This is a genomic window from Lacisediminihabitans sp. H27-G8 (assembly GCF_046156175.1).
GTDB lineage: Bacteria > Actinomycetota > Actinomycetes > Actinomycetales > Microbacteriaceae > Lacisediminihabitans.
Window position 1 is genome coordinate 296,709 of the sequence record NZ_JAYLVL010000001.1, and the last position, 19,418, is coordinate 316,126.

The 19,418-nt window shown below is 66.3% G+C and carries 15 protein-coding genes; 5 read left to right on the plus strand and 10 right to left on the minus strand.

Going from position 1 to position 19,418, the window contains the following annotated elements:
* Window positions 1-114: 114 nt before the first annotated feature.
* The 7 genes from VLI63_RS01410 to VLI63_RS01440 form a co-directional block, all read right to left on the minus strand.
* Entirely contained in the window at window positions 115-1,176 is a 1,062-nt protein-coding gene (locus tag VLI63_RS01410; protein ID WP_409155105.1) for an alanine racemase, read from the minus strand.
* Window positions 1,176-1,841 carry an alanine racemase gene (locus VLI63_RS01415; RefSeq protein ID WP_409155760.1) on the minus strand — a complete coding sequence of 222 codons (666 nt, stop codon included), beginning with the start codon at window positions 1,839-1,841 and terminating at the stop codon, window positions 1,176-1,178. The genes VLI63_RS01410 and VLI63_RS01415 overlap by 1 nt, the downstream gene beginning before the upstream one ends.
* A gap of 34 nt (window positions 1,842-1,875) precedes the next feature.
* On the minus strand, window positions 1,876-2,613 hold the full coding sequence (locus VLI63_RS01420) for a type 1 glutamine amidotransferase (protein WP_409155106.1): 738 nt from the start codon (window positions 2,611-2,613) through the stop codon (window positions 1,876-1,878).
* Complete coding sequence (locus VLI63_RS01425) at window positions 2,610-3,944, minus strand: MurT ligase domain-containing protein (protein ID WP_409155107.1); 1,335 nt, start codon at window positions 3,942-3,944, stop codon at window positions 2,610-2,612. The genes VLI63_RS01420 and VLI63_RS01425 overlap by 4 nt, the downstream gene beginning before the upstream one ends.
* 8 nt (window positions 3,945-3,952) lie before the next feature.
* Complete coding sequence (locus tag VLI63_RS01430; RefSeq protein WP_409155108.1) at window positions 3,953-5,302, minus strand: RNA polymerase sigma factor; 1,350 nt, start codon at window positions 5,300-5,302, stop codon at window positions 3,953-3,955.
* 241 nt (window positions 5,303-5,543) lie between these two features.
* Window positions 5,544-6,890, minus strand: a complete 1,347-nt coding sequence (locus VLI63_RS01435) for an MFS transporter (RefSeq protein ID WP_409155109.1) — start codon at window positions 6,888-6,890, stop codon at window positions 5,544-5,546.
* An 88-nt stretch (window positions 6,891-6,978) separates the two neighbouring features.
* Window positions 6,979-7,908 (minus strand): proteasome assembly chaperone family protein, encoded by a 930-nt coding sequence (locus VLI63_RS01440; RefSeq protein WP_409155110.1) that lies wholly within the window; start codon window positions 7,906-7,908, stop codon window positions 6,979-6,981.
* Window positions 7,909-8,024: 116 nt separating this feature from the next.
* Between VLI63_RS01440 and VLI63_RS01445 the strand changes: the two genes are divergently transcribed.
* The 3 genes from VLI63_RS01445 (at window position 8,025) to sucB (ending at window position 12,722) form a co-directional block, all read left to right on the plus strand.
* Window positions 8,025-9,518 carry a leucyl aminopeptidase gene (locus VLI63_RS01445; RefSeq protein WP_409155111.1) on the plus strand — a complete coding sequence of 498 codons (1,494 nt, stop codon included), beginning with the start codon at window positions 8,025-8,027 and terminating at the stop codon, window positions 9,516-9,518.
* Between the two features lie 102 nt (window positions 9,519-9,620).
* Entirely contained in the window at window positions 9,621-10,994 is a 1,374-nt protein-coding gene (gene lpdA, locus VLI63_RS01450; RefSeq protein ID WP_409155112.1) for a dihydrolipoyl dehydrogenase, read from the plus strand.
* 72 nt (window positions 10,995-11,066) lie between these two features.
* On the plus strand, window positions 11,067-12,722 hold the full coding sequence (gene sucB / locus VLI63_RS01455; RefSeq protein WP_409155113.1) for a 2-oxoglutarate dehydrogenase, E2 component, dihydrolipoamide succinyltransferase: 1,656 nt from the start codon (window positions 11,067-11,069) through the stop codon (window positions 12,720-12,722).
* 49 nt (window positions 12,723-12,771) lie between these two features.
* Here sucB and VLI63_RS01460 read toward each other — a convergent pair whose 3' ends face one another.
* The gene (locus tag VLI63_RS01460) at window positions 12,772-14,445 is read right to left on the minus strand and encodes a protein kinase domain-containing protein (protein WP_409155114.1); all 1,674 of its coding nucleotides are present in this window, start codon (window positions 14,443-14,445) and stop codon (window positions 12,772-12,774) included.
* On the opposite strand from VLI63_RS01460, the gene VLI63_RS01465 reads away from it, so the two are divergent.
* Entirely contained in the window at window positions 14,444-15,160 is a 717-nt protein-coding gene (locus VLI63_RS01465; protein WP_185200741.1) for a DUF4191 domain-containing protein, read from the plus strand. The genes VLI63_RS01460 and VLI63_RS01465 overlap by 2 nt on opposite strands.
* Window positions 15,161-15,188: 28 nt before the next feature.
* Here VLI63_RS01465 and VLI63_RS01470 read toward each other — a convergent pair whose 3' ends face one another.
* The gene (locus VLI63_RS01470; protein ID WP_409155115.1) at window positions 15,189-15,599 is read right to left on the minus strand and encodes an RDD family protein; all 411 of its coding nucleotides are present in this window, start codon (window positions 15,597-15,599) and stop codon (window positions 15,189-15,191) included.
* A gap of 141 nt (window positions 15,600-15,740) precedes the next feature.
* Between VLI63_RS01470 and glnA the strand changes: the two genes are divergently transcribed.
* A complete protein-coding gene (gene glnA / locus VLI63_RS01475) occupies window positions 15,741-17,165 on the plus strand; it encodes a type I glutamate--ammonia ligase (protein ID WP_185200743.1) in 1,425 nt (474 codons plus the stop codon).
* Between the two features lie 731 nt (window positions 17,166-17,896).
* On the opposite strand, the gene VLI63_RS01480 is transcribed toward glnA, so the two are convergent.
* Window positions 17,897-19,366 (minus strand): UDP-glucose dehydrogenase family protein, encoded by a 1,470-nt coding sequence (locus tag VLI63_RS01480; protein WP_409155116.1) that lies wholly within the window; start codon window positions 19,364-19,366, stop codon window positions 17,897-17,899.
* Window positions 19,367-19,418 lie beyond the last annotated feature (52 nt).

The following is a 19,418-nucleotide window of genomic DNA, read 5'->3' on the forward strand; positions in this document are numbered from 1 at the left end:
GTGCTGTCTGCGCGTTGCTCCCTGTGCGGTGCCGATAGCGCTGTCCCGACTGCGCTCTGCCGTCCGCGTCGTGCTGACTGCGCCGGTGCCCTCAGCTCGCTCGGCGGGTGGGACTCACTCGAAGAACCGGCGCCGGATTCGCGGACTCAGTCGCGTCACGATCTCTTCGCCGATCGTGCCGAGCTCGTCGGCCCATTCCTGCAGCGTCGGCTCGCCGTCCGCGCCACTGCCGAAGAGCACAGCAGTGTCACCGGGTCGCACCATCGCCTCCCCCGTGTCGACCACGAGGCTGTCGATGTGCACCGCGACGATCTCGTGGAGGCGACCATCGATGGAGAGTTGCAGAACCCCGGCCGCTGCGCTCGGGATGCCGTCACCGAAGCCGATGCCGACGGTCGCGAGTCCGCCACGCACGGCGATCACGGGGGCCGTCAGGGTCATCACCGGTTCCAGCCACAGCGATGACGGAGTGACGCCGCCACCCGGGGAGATGCCGTAGGAGAACGCCCCGATCCGCACCAGGTCGAACCGCGCATCGGCCCTCGCGAACGCGGCTGCGCTCGCCGCGAGATGGCGGACGGCGAAGCGCGCGCCGAGCCCCTCGGCCACGGCGACCGCCGTGGTGAAACGTTCGATGGCGATCGAGTCGTCGTCTTCCGAGGCCTCGGCGATGTGGGTCCAGGCTCCGACGAGCTCGACGCGATCGGACAGTTCGATGGCTCGCGCCACGAGTCCGGGCCATTCGTGGACGCTCGCGCCGTTGCGGTGGAGGCCGGTGTCGATCTTGAGGTGCACCCGCGCTCGCAGGGAGGCGCCAGCATCCGCTATCGCCTCGAGCTGGCCGATCGTCGACACGCCGAGATCCAGTTCGGCTTCGATCGCCGCCGCGTAGTCCTCCCCTGGACCGAGCAGCCAGGTGAACACCGCCACGTCGCGCGGGATGCCGTTCTCGCGCAGTACCAGTCCGGTCTCGATGTCGAGGGAGCCGATCCATCCGAGCCCCGCCTCTACCGCAGCGCGCGCAACCGGCACGAGACCGTGGCCGTAGGCATCCGCCTTGACCACGGCCATCAGCGCGGCCGGTGCGACCCGCTCGCCGAGCCGCGCGAGGTTGCGACGATAGGCAGAGAGATCGACCGTCGCCGTCGGCACCGTCGTCGGATCGGACGACGCCATCAGTACACCCGCGGCAGGTGACTGCCGAACACGGAGACGATCTCGGCAGAAGGACGCCCGAGGCTGCCTGCCCAGTCCCGGACTGCCGGTTCACCCGCACCAGGGTCGCCGAAGACCACGGCTTCGTCGCCGATCGCGGCCGAGTCTTCTCCGAGGTCGAGCACCAGCGCGTTCATGGCAACGCGCCCCACGATGCGCCGCGCCACACCCCCGAGAAGGAGGGATCCCACGTTGCTGGCGATGCGGTCGAGGCCGTCGGCGTAGCCGATGCCGACCAGCGCCAGGTTCGTCCGAACACTCGCTGTCCAGGTGTAGCCATAGGACACGCTCTCGCCCGCATCGATGGTCTTCGTTCCGACGACGAGCGCGCTCACTCGCATCGCCGACCGCAGTTCGGGATCGGACGAGAGGCCGTACAGCGCGACCCCCGCGGAGACGAAGTCGCTGTGCGCGTCGGCGGATGCGGCGAAGTCGAGGTCCCGGACGAAGGCGCCACCGTCCAGGGCGGCGTCGATCACCGCGGTGAGGCCATGCCCATAGGCATCCGCCCTCACATCGGCCACCAGCACTCGAGAACCAGCCCCGCGCGCGAGCACGGCGGCATTGTCACGGATCGCCGAGAGGTCGATGCTCGCGCTATGAATGCGTGAACCGGGCAGCGTCATCACCTCTCGCACCGTAACCAAGGTCCTGGCGAACCTAGATCCTCGAGAATACGTGCTTCGCGTGGGAGATGATCACTTCTCGGGCCCGCGTGGCGTAGAGCTCGAGGCTCTCGTTTCCCGCGGAAGAGGTTGCGGGTAGGCCGCGACGCTCCGTCACCGAGGCGATGATCGCGTCGGTGAGAAGGGGGTTGAGGGGCAGCACGGGGCCGCCGACCTGGGTGCCGATCGCACTACCGTCGAGCACGCCCTCGACAGATCCCTCCCCGTTGCCCGTGCCCGCCTCGAGAATCCCGAGCGGCTTGGCACCGGAATCCAGCGTCCAGCGCGAAGCATTGTCTTCGAAGCCGACGATCTGGCCGAATGGAGAGTCGACGATGACATAGCCGACGGAGCGGGTGGCGACGCGGGTCGCTCTCAGCGGGAGGATGCCGAGCCCCTCGAGGGAACCGCCGTCGAGGAGAGAGATCGAGTGGCCGAGCAGCTCCGCCCCGGAGCCGTAGGCGAAGACCGGTACTCCGCTTTCGCGTAGCGCCCGCAGCCGGTCTCCGTTTGTCAGCAGGTCGGAGTGGATGTTGCGCATCGCCGAGAGCGGACCGTTGCCCACGACGACGAGATCCACGTCCGTCGGCAGTTCGGATTCCACTTCGTGCGCGACAACGGTGACCGAGTGTCCGGCGTGCTCGAGTCGCTTTGTCAATGCCATTACATTGCCGCGATCTCCGGCCACGCCGAGTTCATCCGGGTAGAGCTGCACGATCGTCAGGGCGCTCATCGCTGGTTCTCCAGTTCGAGGAAACCGATCTGCTTGCGCGCGAGCATCATGATCTCGTAGTTCACGATCCAGGTCTTCAACCCGGTCGACGGACGGGGCAGGGCGCGCATGATGTCGATCGCCTTCTTCAGGTCGGGTTCGACCACTCCGATGGTGATCCCTTCGTGTTCGAGGCGCAGCGCGATCTGCCAAGCCTTTGCCCCCGTGATGACATCCACGTGATCCAGAGCGGCGAAGTCGATGTCGTAGATCCAGGAGATATCGGGCGTGCCCTCATCGATGGCCAGGAGCACCTGCTCGGGCGGCTCCGGAAGGGCATCGAGGTTCAGTTGCAGGCTCGCGGCATTCTTGAACATCACGAATTCGACCTGCTCGTTCACGCCATCACGGTTGGTGAAGTCGAGCAGCTCGCCACGCCCGTAGGCCGGCTTCATCGCCGCGAACGCAGCGGCCGAGGATGCCCCGTCGAAGCGCTCTCCGAGGATGACCGCCGCCGTGGCCAGCGCCGCTGCGGCATCGATGGCGTAGTGGAGACCTTTCGCGGGAAGGGTCACGTCGACGCTGGTGCCATCGACGGTGATCGTGGCGCCCGCGCGGTCGGTGGCCACCAACTCGGCCAGGGCTCGATGGGATTCCGCCTGCACCGCCTGGTCGCGGTAGTCCTTCGCATTGAACAGCCCGTGCGGGGCACGCGCGATGACTTCGGCGGAGGCTCCGAAGTAGGTGATGTCGGGCGCGGTAGTCGAATCACCGTCGACGTAGCGGCGGGCGATCTTCGACAGGTACGGATCTTCGCGGTTCGTCACGATGTGCAACCCCGCCTGCTGGGCGGTATCCAGCATCATGTCGGCGACACGCTCGGTCTCGTAAAAGCGATAGAGCTGGTCAACCTGCGTGTTCAGCACGAGCACCGTCGACGGCGGCACGGCCGCGGCGAACTCGAGGGCGAAGGCCTCATCGACCTCCAGCACGCCGATGTCCGCATCCACCCGTCCGAGCACGCTCGACTCCGCGAGGATCGACGACGCGATTCCCTGGGGGAGGTTCGCCCCGGAGGGATTGGTGAACACGGTGAGTCCGTGCCCCCGCAGTACCTCGGTCAGCATGTGGGTGGTCGTGGACTTGCCGTTGCTGCCCAGGACGTAGACGATGCCGTAGCGGAACTGGCCCGTGACATCCCGCAGGAAATGCGGCGCCAGCTTCGTGGTGACGTATCCCGGAAACGCGGATCCGCCGCCGCGCAGCTTTGCCAAGGCGCGCACAGCCTTGCCTGCCACCACGGGAAAGAAGTACCTGAGGCCGCGGAGCCCGTCTGTTTTCTGCTCGCTCACCACGCGGTTTACTCGAGGTAGTCGCGAAGAGACTGCGACCGCGACGGGTGGCGCAGTTTCGCCATCGTCTTCGACTCGATCTGGCGGATGCGCTCGCGCGTCACGCCGAACGTGTCACCGATCTGGTCGAGGGTCTTCGGCATTCCATCGCCGAGGCCGAAACGCATGCGGATCACGCCGGCCTCGCGCTCGGAGAGCGAATCGAGAAGGGACTCGAGCTGCTTCTGGAGCATGGTGAAGCCGACGGCATCCGCCGGCACGACAGCTTCGGTGTCTTCGATGAGGTCACCGAACTCGCTGTCGCCATCCTCGCCGAGCGGGGTGTGCAGCGAGATGGGCTCGCGCCCGTACTTCTGCACCTCGATGACCTTTTCCGGAGTCATGTCGAGCTCGCGGCTCAACTCCTCCGGGGTGGGCTCGCGACCGAGATCCTGCAGCATCTGGCGCTGCACGCGGGCGAGCTTGTTGATGACCTCGACCATGTGCACCGGGATACGGATGGTGCGGGCCTGGTCGGCCATCGCTCGCGTGATCGCCTGGCGGATCCACCAGGTCGCGTAGGTGGAGAACTTGAAGCCCTTGGTGTAGTCGAACTTCTCGACGGCACGGATCAGCCCGAGGTTGCCCTCCTGGATGAGGTCGAGGAACTGCATTCCGCGCCCCGTGTAACGCTTTGCGAGCGAGACGACGAGTCGGAGGTTCGCGCCGAGCAGGTGGCTCTTGGCGCGCTGTCCGTCCTTGGCCACCCAGGTGAGCTCACGTCCGAGCTGCGACTTGAGTTCCGCCGGAGTCATGTCGGCGAGCTTGTCCTCGGCAAAGAGCCCCGCCTCGATGCGCATGGCGAGCTCGACCTCTTCGGCCGCGTTGAGAAGAGCGACCTTTCCGATCTGCTTCAGGTAGTCCTTGACCGGGTCGGCGGTGGCACCGGTGATCGCCGAGGAGTAGACCGGAACTTCGTCTTCGTCGTCGACGAGAGACAACACGAGGGCACCGGAGGGCAGGACCTCTACCGTCTTGTCCTCCTTCTCCTCGTCGGAATCCTCAGCGGTCTCTTCTTTCGCGTCATCGTCCTTGCTGTCATCGACCACGACGACGACTTCCGCCTCGGTGTCGGCCTCGTCGTCGGGGCCGTCTTCCTCATCGGAGTTCGCAGCCTTGGCGCCGCGCTTGGCCGGTGCCTTCTTGGCCGGTGCCTTGGCTGCTGCCGGCGCCTTGGAGGCTGCCGCCTTCTTAGCGGGGGCTGCCTTCTTCACGGGCGTGGACTTCACGGGCGCGGCCGCGGCATCCGAGAGGTCGGCACTGACCCCTTCGGTGACATCGGGTTCCGCTACCGCGGTGGTTTTGGTTCGGGTGGCCATCGGGACACCTTTCACTAGTAGTTCTTCAGGCGTTACACGCCCATCGCTGGTAGAACGACCCTCGCTCGGCACACCATGGTCGCCGGGTTTTTCGGGCAGCACTAAGACCCATGTCAAGTCCTGATCTTTCACGCAGCGGTGCTGCAGAGCAATCACGAGGACCTGAACGGGCCTTACGTCAATTATTGCACGGATTCACAATGACCCTTGCCAACTCGGCCAAATCGCTATATAACGGCCGTCAGTCGGCTCGGTGTCTCCAGAACCTCACCAGTGAAACCCACAATGGGGCCACCGCTATTCCCTCCTCGGCGTGGAGCTTCACCCGGGTCCGCTTCCGCGCGCGCACGAGAAACAGCATCCCCGTGCCGATGACGAGGTACTGCACGAGCAGGGCGATCCGGAAGGAATCCCAGGCGAATACGTCGCCGGCGGCTCCCCCCGTCACGCGCACCGTGTGCTCGATATCCAGCACGAGCCCGATCAAATACATCATCACGAAACTCGCCAGGAAACCGCCGACGTTGACGACACCGTTTGCCGAACCGAGGCTTCGCATCGGGTTGAAGGTGCGGGCGAAGTCGAATCCGATCAGAGATCCGGGCCCGCCGATTCCGAGCACCACCACGAGCGTGACGACCAGCCAGAACGGCGGATGTCCCGGCCAGAGCAGCACTGTCGTCCAGGTGACCCCGATCATCACCACGATGGCGATGACCAGGTTGGACCGCCGAAGGGGGAAGCGTGCGGTGAGGATGCCGAGGATCGGTCCGCTCACGACTCCCGCGACCACGATCAGCGTGAGGAGAGCAGAGGCCGTGCTCGGCGAGTAGCCGAGTCCCGCGGTGAGCAGGGGGAAGCCCCACAGCAGGGAGAAGACCGTGCCGGACGACTGGGTGACGAAGTGCGACCAGAAGCCCAGTTGGGTGCCCGGGCGAGCCAATGACTCCCGCAACTGATGTACCGCGGCGCGCCAGCTCGCGGCCCCACTATCGGGGGCTGTGGCATCAGATAGCGGTCTCGTCGGGTTTCCGTTGGAGAGTAGGACGACCACGAGCACGGAGGCGATGAGGGAGAGCGCCGCCGCCGAAAGGAAAGCGGGTTGCCAGCCCAGCCGGTGCAGGAGAAGCGACAGCGGTATGGCCGAGAGCACCTGGCCGAGTTGGCCGATGTTCCCCGTCCACTGGGACACCTGCGGAAGGATGCGCCCGCGAAACCACGAGGCGAGCAACCGGATGACGGAGATGAAGGTCAGGGCGTCGCCGGCACCGACCAGGATGCGCCCCAGAATCGCGATGCCGATGGATGGGGCGAGGGCGAGGGTGGCCTGCCCGGCGAACATGAGCACGGCGCCAGCCGCGATCAGCACCTTCGGTCCCACCCGGTCGAGGAGCACTCCGGTGGGGATCTGGAGGGCCGCATAGACGATCAACTGCACGACCGCGAGGCTGGACAGCGCGGAGGCCGACACATCGAAGCGATGAGCCGCCTCGATGCCGGACACCCCGAGCGAGGTGCGCTGCATCACGGCGATCACGTACGCGAAGAGTGCGACTCCCCAGATGAGCCAGGAGCGCCGCGAATTCACCTGTCAACTGTAGCTCGGACCGACGAACCGCCCCCAGCGGCTAGCCGGGTGGGCCGCCAGCGAGGACGTCACCGCTCTGGCGGATGGCTCAGAGGGAGAACGGCTCCGGCTCTTCGCCGTTGCGTCGAGCGGCCAGGAAGTTCTCCAGCTCTGCCGCAATCTCATCCGCCGACGGGAGCTCGCCGTCCACATCGGTGAGGGGAGACCGCAACGGGTTGCCCTCCATGTAGGAATCGTGGCGTTCCTCGAGAGTGCCGACCAGTCGCGCGAGCTCGGGGTTCGATTCCACCTGGCTGTCGATCTTGGTCAGGAAGTCCCGGCCCTCTTCGCGGAGGGCATCGGTGGGGAAGATCAGCCCGGTGGCCGCGCTGATCGATTCGAGAGCCTTCACCGCCGCATCCGGAAATTCCGTATCGGCGAGGTAGTGCGGAATGAGCAGGACGAAACCCGCTGTCGGGTGCGTCTGCTGCTGCAACCGGTATTCGACCAAATGGAGGGCGTTCGCCGGCACCTGCGTGCGCGGTTTCCAGATGGACATCGCGTCGATGAGTTCCGTGCGGTTGCCGCTGACGGTCACCCCGATCGGACGGGTGTGCGGAACCGGCATGGGGATCGCATGGACCCAGGTCGTGGTCTTCACCTTGAAACGGGCGATGAGGTGCATCACCGCGTCGCTGAAGCGCTCCCACTGGAAGTCGGGTTCGAATCCGGTGAGGAACAGGAACGGCTGGCCGATCTCATCAGTCGCCAGAGAGAGCGTCAGACGCGGCGGTCGGTAGTCGGCCAGATGATCCTGGTCGAAGTAGATGGTGGGGCGGCGGGCGCGGTAGTCGAGCAGGATGTCGGCGTCGAATGTCGCCACTTCGCGGTGGTCGACGGTGTCGAGCAGGTATTCGCTCAACTGGGTGACGGCGGCTCCGGCATCCGCAAAGCCTGTGAGGCCGGCCACGAGATCGAGCCCCTCCGGCACGTCGATGACGGCCGGATTCAGTTCGTAGAGACCCTCGGGATTTTGCATTGTTTAACTCTAATCGCGGTCGTTACCGCACACTCCCGTCCCGTTGGTGCCGAGAGCGAACAGGCGACGACGACGCCGGCACAGCCCGCTGCCGGTGGCGCGGATACGATGGCGCAATGACCGTGCCCTCTCTCTCCCTTTCCGCCGCCTCCCTTCTCTCGCTCACCGCCGACGTGCTCGTGCTGGGGGTGCGGGCGACGGATGACGGGCCTCTCCTCGCCTCGGATGACGCAGCATTCGCCGACCTCGCGGCGAGCATCGACGGCATCGGAGTCACCGGTGGTGTCGACGAATTGGTGCGGGTGCCGGCGGCGATCGGCAGCGCCCGAAGCATCGCGCTCGTCGGCCTCGGCACGTCGGCGCCCACCGAAGACTCCCTGCGTTACGCAGCCGGAACGGCATCCCGTCGGCTCACCGGCGTGACCTCGCTGGTGATCGCACTGCCGACCCAGTCGTCGGCCGAGGTGCTCGCGGTGCTGGAAGGGGCCGCGATCGGCGCCTATTCCTACACGGCCTACCGGTCATCGACCCTCGAGAAGAGGAAGCTCCCGGCAACGGAGATCACCATCGCCACGGCGATCGCAACCGATGACGAGCTCGTCTCGCGCGCCGCTATCGTGGCGGCTGCCATCCACTCGGTGCGAGATCTCGTCAACGCACCCCCCTCGGACCTCTATCCCGAGAGCTTTGCCGACGCCGTACTCGAGCTCGCCGAAGACCTGCCCGTCGAGGTGGAGGTGCTCGCGGAGGACGAACTCCTCGCCGGAGACTTCGGGGGGATCCTCGGAGTCGGCCAGGGATCCACACGCGGACCGCGACTGGTGAAGATCAGCTACTCCCCCACCACCGCGAGTTCCCACCTCGCTCTTATCGGTAAGGGCATCACCTTCGATACCGGAGGGCTGTCCCTCAAGCCGCCGGCAGGCATGGTGGGGATGAAGTACGACATGGCCGGCGCAGCGACGGTCATGGCTGCGGTCTTCGCCGCGGCACGGCTCGGTCTCGACATCCGTCTCACCGCGTGGTTGTGCCTTGCGGAGAACATGCCGTCGGGATCGGCAATCCGTCCGAACGACGTGCTGCGCATGAAGGGCGGTACCACCGTCGAGGTGCTCAACACCGATGCCGAAGGCCGCCTCGTCATGGCCGATGGTCTCGTCGCCGCGAGCGAGGAGTTCCCGGATGCGATCATCGACGTCGCAACGCTCACCGGTGCCCAGCGCGTCGCGCTCGGCGATCGCTATTCCGGCGTAATGGGTGATGACGCTCTCGTCGGCCGGGTCGCCGCGACAGCCCGCGCCGTCGGCGAGCAGCTCTGGCCGATGCCACTCCCGGGCGAGCTCCGCGCCCTGCTCAAGTCCGATGTCGCGGACATCGCGAACGCAAAGATCGGCAACACCGCCGCGGGCATGCTCCTCGCCGGGGTATTCCTGCAGGAATTCGTCGGTCCGCAGGCGGATTCCACGGCGGGCCGCATCCCCTGGGCTCATATCGACATCGCTGGACCGGCCCACAATGCCGGGGGCGGATACGGATACATCGGCACCGGCCCGAGCGGCGTTGCTGTGCGAACTCTGATCGCGCTGGCTGAGGAGATTTCGCTCGCGTAGTAAGGTCTTTGTGGCCCGAAAATAATCGGGCCACGCGGTCCGTGGCCCGTCAATGGCCGGGACACACGCACACCTCACAAAGAAACCCAAGGGAGTCGCCGGGTGCCTGAGCAGAACTTCGACATCGTCATCCTCGGAGCGGGAAGCGGCGGATACGCCGCAGCGCTGCGAGCAAGCCAACTGGGGTTCTCCGTAGCCCTCGTCGAAAAGGGAAAAGTGGGCGGTACCTGCCTGCACGTGGGGTGTATCCCCACGAAGGCGCTGCTGCACTCGGCCGAAGTCGCCGACGTCACGCGTGAATCCGCGAAGTACGGGGTCACCTCGTCCTTCGAGGGAATCGACATCGCCGCCGTGACCGCATACCGCGAGGGAATCGTCGCGAGCAAATACAAGGGTCTCCAGGGACTGATCAAGGCCCGCGGAATCACCGTGATCGAGGGCGAGGGTCGCCTCACCGCGGCCAACACCGTCACCGTCGGCGAGCACACCCTCGTCGGCAAGAACGTGATTCTCGCCACCGGGTCCTACTCCCGATCGCTCCCGGGCCTCGAAATCGGCGGACGCGTCATCACCTCTGAGCAGGCACTCGAACTCGACTTCGTGCCGAAGAAGGTGCTCGTGCTCGGCGGCGGTGTGATCGGCGTCGAGTTCTCCAGCGTCTGGAAGTCGTGGGGCACAGACGTTCAGATCATCGAAGCGCTGCCGCACCTCGTACCCAATGAGGATGAGTCCATCAGCAAGCAGTTCGAGCGCGCATTCCGCAAGCGCGGCATCAACTTCAGCCTCGGTATCCGCTTCCAGAGCGTCACCCAGAACGACGACGGCGTCGTCGTCACGCTCGAAGACGGACAGACCTTCGAGGCCGAACTCCTGCTCGTCGCCGTCGGCCGTGGACCGGCGACAGCCAACCTCGGATACGAAGAGGTCGGCGTGACGATGGACCGGGGATTCGTCATCACGAACGAACGACTCCTCACGAGCGTTCCGAACGTGTACGCCGTCGGAGACATCGTGCCCGGCCTCCAGCTCGCGCACCGCGGATTCCAGCAGGGCATCTTCGTCGCCGAGGAGATCGCGGGGCTGAACCCGATCGTGATCGAGGACATCAACATCCCGAAGGTCACCTACTCCGACCCGGAGGTCGCGTCCGTGGGACTCTCCGAGGTAAAGGCCCAGGAGAAGTACGGGGCCGACAAGGTCACCACCTACGACTACAACCTCGCCGGAAACGGCAAGAGCCACATCATCGGCACCGCCGGATCGATCAAGGTCGTGCGGGTGAACGACGGCCCGGTCGTCGGAATGCACATGATCGGTGCCCGCGTCGGGGAACTCATCGGGGAGGCCCAGCTCGTCGTGAACTGGGAGGCCTACCCCGAGGACCTCGCGCCGCTGCTCCACGCGCACCCCACGCAGGACGAAGCTCTCGGCGAGGCATTCCTCGCACTGGCCGGAAAACCGCTCCACGCGATGTAGGCGTCGCGCCAAGAGGCGCGTCGTCATCGAACTAAGCTAAACAAACAGAACTGGTCTAAAGGAGCATCACTGATGAGCGAATCCGTCAACCTCCCGGCACTCGGAGAGAGTGTCACCGAGGGCACGGTGACCCGCTGGTTGAAGAACGTGGGCGACCGCGTCGAGGTGGACGAGCCGCTGCTCGAAGTCTCGACCGACAAGGTCGACACGGAGATCCCGTCGCCCATCGCCGGCGTGATCGAAGCCATCCTGGTGGCGGAGGACGAGACCGTCGAGGTCGGCACCCCCCTCGTGACTATCGGAGACGGATCCGGATCATCGGATGCGACCCCGGAGGCACCCGCGGAGGCTGCCCCGGTCGCCGTCACGCCGGCACCGCCGGAGGACGCTCAGCCAGTCTCAGAAGTGCAGCCAGAGCCCGTCGCAGCAGCGGCACCCGAGCAGATCTCGGCTCCGCCGCAGGCACCCGCAGCACCGCAGGCCCCTCCCGCTCCGGAGCCCGCCGCTGCCCAGCCGGCAGAGGCGCCGGCCGCTGAGGCGCCGGCCGCAGAGGTACCTTCCGCCGATGCTCCCGCTCCGGGAGAAGAGGCACCCGCCGCGGCTTCCGCCCCGGCACCTGCCGACGCCGTCGACCCGGCTCCGGCTGTGGAAGCTGCGGCTGTGGAAGCACCGGCTGCGGAAGCACCGGCTCCCGCGCCTGTCGCAGCTCCCGCGCCTGTCGCAGCTCCCGCGCCTGTCGCAGCTCCTGCGCCCGCCGCAGCTCCGGCAACCGCCGCAGCGCCCGCACCCGCGGCTGCTCCCTCGGTGGATGCCAACCCGGGTTACGTCACTCCCCTCGTGCGCAAGCTGGCAAACGAGAAGGGAATCGACCTCTCGACGATCGCCGGCTCCGGAGTCGGCGGACGGATCCGCAAGGAAGACGTGCTCACCGCGACCTCGGCCCTAACGGACTCTGCGGAGGCCCCGGCTGCGGCTGCTCCCGCCGTTGCCGCAGCGGCACTGGAGACCTCCCCCTTGCGTGGCACGAGCGTTCCCATGTCTCGACTCCGCAAGGTCATCGCAGAGCGTGCCGTCATCTCGATGCAGTCCTCTGCGCAGCTCACTTCGGTGGTGGAGGTGGATGTCACCCTCGTCGCGAACTTCCGCGATTCGGTGAAGGCGGAGTTCCTCTCGAAGACCGGCCAGAAGCTGTCCTTCCTGCCGTTCTTCGCGCTCGCCGCAGCGGAAGCCCTCAAGGCGTTCCCGATCATCAACGCCACGATCGACGGCGACACGATCGTCTACCCGCCCCAGGAGAACATCTCGATCGCGGTCGACACCGAGCGCGGGCTTCTGACGCCGGTGATCCGGGATGCCGGGTCTCTCGATCTCGCCGGTCTCGCCGCGCAGATCGCGGACCTCGCCGCCCGCACCCGCGACAACAAGCTGAAGCCCGATGAGCTGGCCGGCGGCACCTTCACGTTGACGAACACCGGTTCACGCGGAGCGTTGTTCGACACCCCGATCGTGTTCCTGCCCCAGTCCGCGATCCTCGGCACCGGAATCGTCGCGAAGAAGCCGGTCGTCGTCTCGAGTGGTGGACTTGACGCGATCGCGATTCGCTCCACGGTCTACCTCGCCCTGTCCTATGACCACCGGATCGTGGATGGTGCGGACGCCGCGCGCTTCCTCGTTGCCGTGAAGAATCGCCTCGAAGGCGGCGACTTCGCCGGAAATCTCGGGTACTGAGAAATCTCGCTTACGGGAGGATCCGGGCCGTAGGGGTCTCTCGCTCTCATTAACCGAGCGCGAGATCCCTGATCCGCCATCCGGCCTCGCTTCTCACCAGCAGAAGCGGGGCCGGATTCTTCGTACTCACTGCAGAACCATCGGTGGCGAGTAGCTGGATGATCGCCGAATCGCCCAGCTGCTGGATGAGGTGCGGGGTGAATCCCTCGAGGGTCGCCTCAGTCGGCAGGCTGCCTCCGTTCTTGAGACGACGGACGAGGTCCCGGTCCGCCTCGATCACCGCTGAGCCCGCCTGGTCGACCGAGTCCAAGCAGGGAACAGATCTCGTCACGAAGCATTTCGACCGCGCGGTGAGAAGCGCGCGGGCGGCGGCGAGGGGGTCCTCCCCCTCGATGGCCGATCTCGCCGGCGCCGGAGACGCGGCGAGAGGGGGCCCGGGTGGCGGCCCGGACACCGTCGGCGCGGGGCGATCCGCTGTGGGCGAATTCGATGCGGGCGCCGGCGCCGGATCCGGCGTGGGCGAGGTCGGCGTGGGCGAGGTCGGTGATGACTGGGAGACCTCCGGTGTCGCCCCCGGTCTCCCTGCCGCGGTCTCGGAATGTGCAGCCGGAATCACAGTCAGGGCGACGACCAGCGCGCCGACCCCGGCTCCCCCGACGATCCAGACGGGAACCCGAACCGGCGCGAGGAGAGTGACCAGTCGCGCTCGCAGCTGCGCCAGCGGGTGGATGTCCGTGACCTCGACGGCACTGGCCCAATTGGGCAGAATCTCCCGGCTCACGGCCAGATCCTCCGCGGGTGCCTCGCTCTGGGGAATCGGACGGACAACCGGACGGATCGACGGCTGCAGCGGCACCGAGACCGGTGACTCCTCGTCGAAGCGGATCGGCAGCGCCGGCGCGAGCGCGAAGAGCAGGTCGATCATCCCCGATAGCGCTTCCTCACCCGGAGGCGGCCCTTCCAGCTCCCGCCGGATCGCGGAAATGGCGGCGGCAGACGCTCCCGGCTCCAGCCGATCGAGCACCGAGCCGACCAGGATTCGAATCCCCTGCCGATCGGCGACCGCGCCAGCATCCTCGTCGAGTTCGGCCGGGGTCATACTCGGAGCATCTCCCTCTGTCGGAAACTCCCCGATGAGCGCGACCGAGCCGAATTTCGCCAGCACCGGAGCGCCACTATCGTCGAACAACACCGACGAAAGCGCTACGTCCCGATGCGCGACTCCGACCCGGTGCAGTTCCTTCACCGCCTCGACGAGGGGCACGAGAATGCTCACCGCCTCCCCCGGTTCGAGGGTGCCACGCAGAGCGAGCAGCCGGCTGAGGGTGCCGGAGTCGAGCCGGGGCAGGATGAGGCACGGTCGGCCATCCGGTCCGGTTGCGAGGTCCTTCAGCTCCAGGAGGTGCCGGGAGGATGCCCGGGCCATAGCCTCTATCTCGCGATCGATGCTCCCATCGTCGGTCTGCGGCCGGTAGATCTTGATCGCCGCGATCCGATCGCCGTCGGGAGGCTCCCGGCTTCCCGCGTGCCCGAGGTGGATCTCCGCGCGCGTCCCCGCACCGAGCTTGCGCACGAGTCGATAGCCGCCGACGGTCTCCATGCTGCGAGTATCGAGCCCAAGAGGCATCCGTTGGCGCGCTTCGGCCCGGGCTGTGGCCAGGTGCCTCCGCTTCGCCAGTGTGAGGGAGCAGAGCCCGACGGTCAGGCCGTATCCTTGTGTCATGGCACGCACCCAGAATTCGGCCCCCAAACCTGCGAAAGAGCCCGGTCGTCTCAAGCAGATGTACCAGGTCTTCCAGATGACCCGTCGCTACGACTCGAACGCGATCTGGTGGTTCCTGCTCGCTTTCCTCGCCCCGATACTCGTCGGCATCGTCGCCGGATTCCTCATCTCCGGTGTCGATAACGTCTTCGGATTCGTGCTGTGGATCATCGCCGGTGTTCTCGGTGGAGTGCTGCTCTTCCTCATCGTGCTCGGGCGCCTCGCGGAGCGCGCTGCCTACTCGCAGATAGAGGGACAGGCGGGTGCCGTCGGCGCTGTGCTCAAGAGCTCCCTCCGCCGCGGCTGGACCGCCAGCGAGATGCCCGTCGCAGTGAGTCCCAAGACCCAGGATGCCGTCTACCGGGCCGTCGGCAACGGCGGTGTCGTGCTGATCGGCGAGGGTCCGAAGAGTCGCACCCAGAAGATGCTTGATGAGGAACGTCGCCGTGTCACCCGCATCCTGCCGAACGTGAGCGTGCACTTCCTGCACGTGGGGCCGGATGCCGATGCGGTGCCGCTGCACAAGCTCGCGGGCCGCATGGCGCGATTCAAGCGCTCGTTGAACAAGTCCGAGATCTACGCGGTGAGCAACCGGCTCGCCTCCCTCGGCAAGAACCAGCTTCCGATCCCCAAGGGCGTCGATCCGATGCGGGCTCGCGCCCCCCGCCCGCGCTAGTCAGCGCTCTTCCCGCAGCGGCGGCAGGCTAGCGCCGCACCAGGACGGTGCCGGCGAGCCGGTCGTGCAGGCCGCGACGATCCCGGTCGGCGATGAGCGCCGGCACGAGCAGGGACAGCAGCACCGTGCGCACGATCGGGCGCCAGACCCCGATCCATCCGGATGCCAGGGGCACGACGCGCATGCCGAGCAGAAGGTGCCCGATGCTGCCGCTGAGCAGCACAAGGAAGACGATCTGCAGCACCGCGAAGACCGCGAGGCTGGCCCAGCGGTCGTAGTTGAAGAACGCGTAGGAGACCAAGGCCCCCAGCGCCACGTCGATGGCGAAGGCCGCGAGACGGCGACCGAACCGGGCGATCGAGCGCGGCCCGGTGGCGGGAAGACCGAAATGCCGGCCGGGCCAATCGCTGGACTGGGCGGATGTTCGGGGCTCTGCCATACCGAAGATCCTACGTTCGTCGGCTCGACGTAACATGCACGAAACAATAGCGACACCGTGGCGAAACTCCCTTCGTCTAGCGTCACAGTTGGCTGCGTTTGCCGCCGTACCCAGTTCCAAACCCCATTGGAGTCAAGTCACATGTTCAGTGATTCTTCAGAGGTGCTCAAGTTCATCAAGGCCGAGAACGTCAAGTTCCTTGATATCCGCTTCACCGATCTCCCCGGTGTGCAGCAGCACTTCAACATCCCCGCCTCGACCGTCGACGAAGAGTTCTTCTCGGTCGGACAGCTCTTCGACGGCTCGTCGATCCGCGGCTTCGCGTCGATTCACGAATCCGACATGCAGCTCATCCCCGACGTGACCACCGCGTACGTCGATCCCTTCCGCGTCGAGAAGACGCTCATCATGATCTTCGACATCTACAACCCGCGAAACGGCGAGATCTACGCCCGCGACCCGCGCCAGGTTGCCAAGAAGGCCGAGAAGTACCTCGCCTCCACAGGAATCGCCGACACCGCATTCTTCGCACCGGAGGCCGAGTTCTACATCTTCGACGACGTGCGTTACGACGTCCGCCAGAACTCCAGCTCCTACTTCGTCGACTCCGAAGAGGGCGCCTGGAACTCGGGCCGCGTCGAAGAGGGCGGCAACCTCGCCAACAAGACGCCGTACAAGGGCGGCTACTTCCCGGTGAGCCCCGTCGACAAGCAGGCCGACCTCCGCGACGACATCAGCCTCAAGCTGATCGACGCCGGACTCATCCTCGAGCGCGCCCACCACGAGGTCGGCACCGGAGGCCAGGCGGAGATCAACTACCGCTTCGACACGATGGTGCACGCGGCCGACGACATCCTCAAGTTCAAGTACATCGTCAAGAACACGGCGCTCGAATGGGGCAAGGTCGCGACCTTCATGCCCAAGCCGCTGTTCGGCGACAACGGATCGGGCATGCACACCCACCAGTCGCTGTGGAGTGACGGCACCCCGCTGTTCTACGACGAGAAGGGCTACGGCGGACTCAGCGACATCGCGCGCTGGTACATCGGCGGACTGCTCAAGCACGCTCCGGCGGTGCTCGCGTTCACGAACCCGACGCTCAACTCCTACCGTCGACTGATCCCCGGATTCGAAGCACCGGTCAACCTGGTCTACTCGGCCGGCAACCGTTCGGCCTCGATCCGCATCCCGATCACGGGCACCAACCCGAAGGCGAAGCGCATCGAGTTCCGTGCACCGGATGCCTCCGGCAACCCGTATCTCGCCTTCGCCGCGCAGCTCATGGCGGGCCTCGACGGCATCAAGAACCGCATCGAGCCGCACGAGCCCGTGGACAAGGACCTGTACGAGCTTCCCCCCGAGGAGGCGAAGAACATCCCGCAGGTTCCCGCGTCCCTCGAGGAGGCCCTGCGCGCACTCGAAGCCGACAACGAGTTCCTCACCGCCGGCAACGTGTTCACGCCCGACCTGATCCAGACCTGGATCTCGTACAAGCGTTCCGCGGAGATCATCCCGGCCGCCCAGCGTCCGACGCCGTTCGAGTACGAGCTGTACTTCAGCGTCTGATCCACCTCTCGACCAAGAGCCGCATCCCTTCGGGGGTGCGGCTCTTCTGGGTTAGCCCGCAAACCAGCCAGTGTCACGATGTCGGCCGTGGTCATCCGCCGCCGAACGGCAGCGGCCCCTCCGTCGCAAACTGCTCAGTCCCGGGGTCTCTTGCGACAGTCATTGACGGATGGGCGGCGCTCGCCACCGCCATCCGCCAGACGTTGCGCCCGCAATGCCGCCTGCCTGACTTTGCGCCCGCAGTGCCGCCCGCCAGACTCTGCTCCCGCCGCGCCGCCAGCCGTCAGAAACTGCTCCGACAGGCGCCCCAAGCAACGATCTCCGACGGGTGAGCGCTCCTGCCTACGGCCGGACGGAGCAAGTCGCCCGGCTCCGGGCACCTCCGGCCGTGATGCGCTCTGCCCGTCGCAAACTGCTCAGCTGCCGGGTCTTCGCGACTGTCATAGACGGCTGAACGGCACTCGAGGGCAGCAGATCCGCGGGATGCGGATGAACGGCACCCAAGAGCACCAGAGCCGGGGAAGACGGATGAGCTGCACCCGAGGGCAGCAGAGCAGAGGAAGCCGAATACTCGGCACCCAGTGATAGGTGGATCAGGGAGGATGCATACGCGACGGCCCACACGACAAAGCCTCCCCGGGCACAGCGCACCACAGTGGACGACCCCGGGAAACGGCAGCAGGGCCACACCGATGCCGGCGCGGCCCTGCTGATCCCCGGATCGCGCGGTTCTAGCGCGCTCCGACGAGTCTTCGGCCCGAGCCGAGTACGAGCGGTGGCGAGTAGGCCAGCAGCGGAGCGGGCGCCGTTCCGAGACCGGTGAGCGTCCAGCCGGCGGTTCGCCATTCATGCGCATCGAGGCAGTTGCGGGCGTCGATGATGACGGGCGTCGTCACGAGATCCACCAGATCGCGCGGATCGGTCTCCTTGAACTCGTTCCACTCCGTGAGAACGAGAAGGGCGTCGGAGTTCGTCGCCGCTTCCGCGATCGACTCGGCGTAGATCAGGGTCGGGAACATCTTCTGCGCCGTCTCGTTCGCTTCGGGATCGTAGACGACCACCTGGGCGCCGCGCAGGTGCAGAGCAGCGGCCACGTTGAGCGCCGGGGAATCGCGCACGTCATCCGTGAGCGGCTTGAAGGCCGCGCCCAGTACACCGATGCGACGGTTGAGCACGGATCCGCCACAGGCCTCGATCGCCATGTCGATCACGCGCTGGCGCTGAGCCATGTTGATCTCGTCCACCTGCTGGAGGAGCGACGCCGCCTTCATAGCACCGAGCTCACTCGAGCGATGGATGAGCGCACGAATGTCCTTCGGCAGGCATCCGCCGCCGAATCCGAGGCCGGCGTTGAGGAACTGCCGTCCGATGCGCACATCGTGGCCGAGGGCATCCGCGAGCACGTTGACGTCGGCTCCCGCTGCATCGCACACCTCAGCGATGGCGTTGATGAAGGAGATCTTGGTGGCGAGGAACGCGTTCGCGCTGACCTTCACCAGTTCCGCCGTCGGCAGGTCGCAGACGATGACCGGGGTACCGGTGGCGATCGGAATGGCGTAGACCTCGCGCATGAGGGCTTCAGAGGCGTCGCTGGTGCCGCCGAGCACGATGCGGTCTGGCGTGAGTGTGTCGTCGACAGCCTTGCCCTCGCGGAGGAACTCGGGGTTCCAGATGATCTCGGTCTCGATGCCCTCCGGCACATGCTCCAGGATCATGTCCCGCAGTGCCTGCCCGGTGCCGACGGGCACCGTCGACTTACCGACGATCAGGCCGTTGTGCGTGAGGTTCTTGGCAACCTGCCTCGTGGCCTCCTGCACGTAGTTGAGGTTCGCCGCATTGCTTCCGCGCTGCTGTGGGGTGCCGACGCAGATGAAGTGGACATCCGACAGCGCCGTGGCCTCGGCGATGTCCGTGGTGAAACGAAGTCGTCCGCTTTCGACATGCTTGCGGATGAGTTCCGGCAGACCGGGCTCGAAGAAGGGAACACGCCCTTCGCTGAGGGCCTGGGCCTTGGCCGGGTCGTTGTCGACACCGATCACTTCGAAGCCCATTTCGGCCATGGCGGCCGCATGCGTCGCACCGAGGTATCCGGTGCCGACGACGCTGATTCGAGGCGCGGTGGTGCGCGAGGCGTTGAGGCTGGTGTCGACGAAGACCTGGTCGACAGGTGTTGCATCTCCGAGCGGGTTCTGCTTCTTCATGATGTCCTCCTGGTGGTGGTGATGGACGCCGTCCGATGGGGATGGTGGCTGG

Coding starts and splice junctions, on each gene's coding strand:
- VLI63_RS01410 (WP_409155105.1), bottom strand. CDS start 1,176: ATGGCGTCGTCCGATCCGACGACGGTGCCGACGGCGACGGTCGATCTC.
- VLI63_RS01415 (WP_409155760.1), bottom strand. CDS start 1,841: ATGACGCTGCCCGGTTCACGCATTCATAGCGCGAGCATCGACCTCTCG.
- VLI63_RS01420 (WP_409155106.1), bottom strand. CDS start 2,613: ATGAGCGCCCTGACGATCGTGCAGCTCTACCCGGATGAACTCGGCGTG.
- VLI63_RS01430 (WP_409155108.1), bottom strand. CDS start 5,302: ATGGCCACCCGAACCAAAACCACCGCGGTAGCGGAACCCGATGTCACC.
- VLI63_RS01440 (WP_409155110.1), bottom strand. CDS start 7,908: ATGCAAAATCCCGAGGGTCTCTACGAACTGAATCCGGCCGTCATCGAC.
- VLI63_RS01445 (WP_409155111.1), top strand. CDS start 8,025: ATGACCGTGCCCTCTCTCTCCCTTTCCGCCGCCTCCCTTCTCTCGCTC.
- sucB (WP_409155113.1), top strand. CDS start 11,067: ATGAGCGAATCCGTCAACCTCCCGGCACTCGGAGAGAGTGTCACCGAG.
- VLI63_RS01465 (WP_185200741.1), top strand. CDS start 14,444: ATGGCACGCACCCAGAATTCGGCCCCCAAACCTGCGAAAGAGCCCGGT.
- VLI63_RS01460 (WP_409155114.1), bottom strand. CDS start 14,445: ATGACACAAGGATACGGCCTGACCGTCGGGCTCTGCTCCCTCACACTG.
- VLI63_RS01470 (WP_409155115.1), bottom strand. CDS start 15,599: ATGGCAGAGCCCCGAACATCCGCCCAGTCCAGCGATTGGCCCGGCCGG.
- glnA (WP_185200743.1), top strand. CDS start 15,741: ATGTTCAGTGATTCTTCAGAGGTGCTCAAGTTCATCAAGGCCGAGAAC.
- VLI63_RS01480 (WP_409155116.1), bottom strand. CDS start 19,366: ATGAAGAAGCAGAACCCGCTCGGAGATGCAACACCTGTCGACCAGGTC.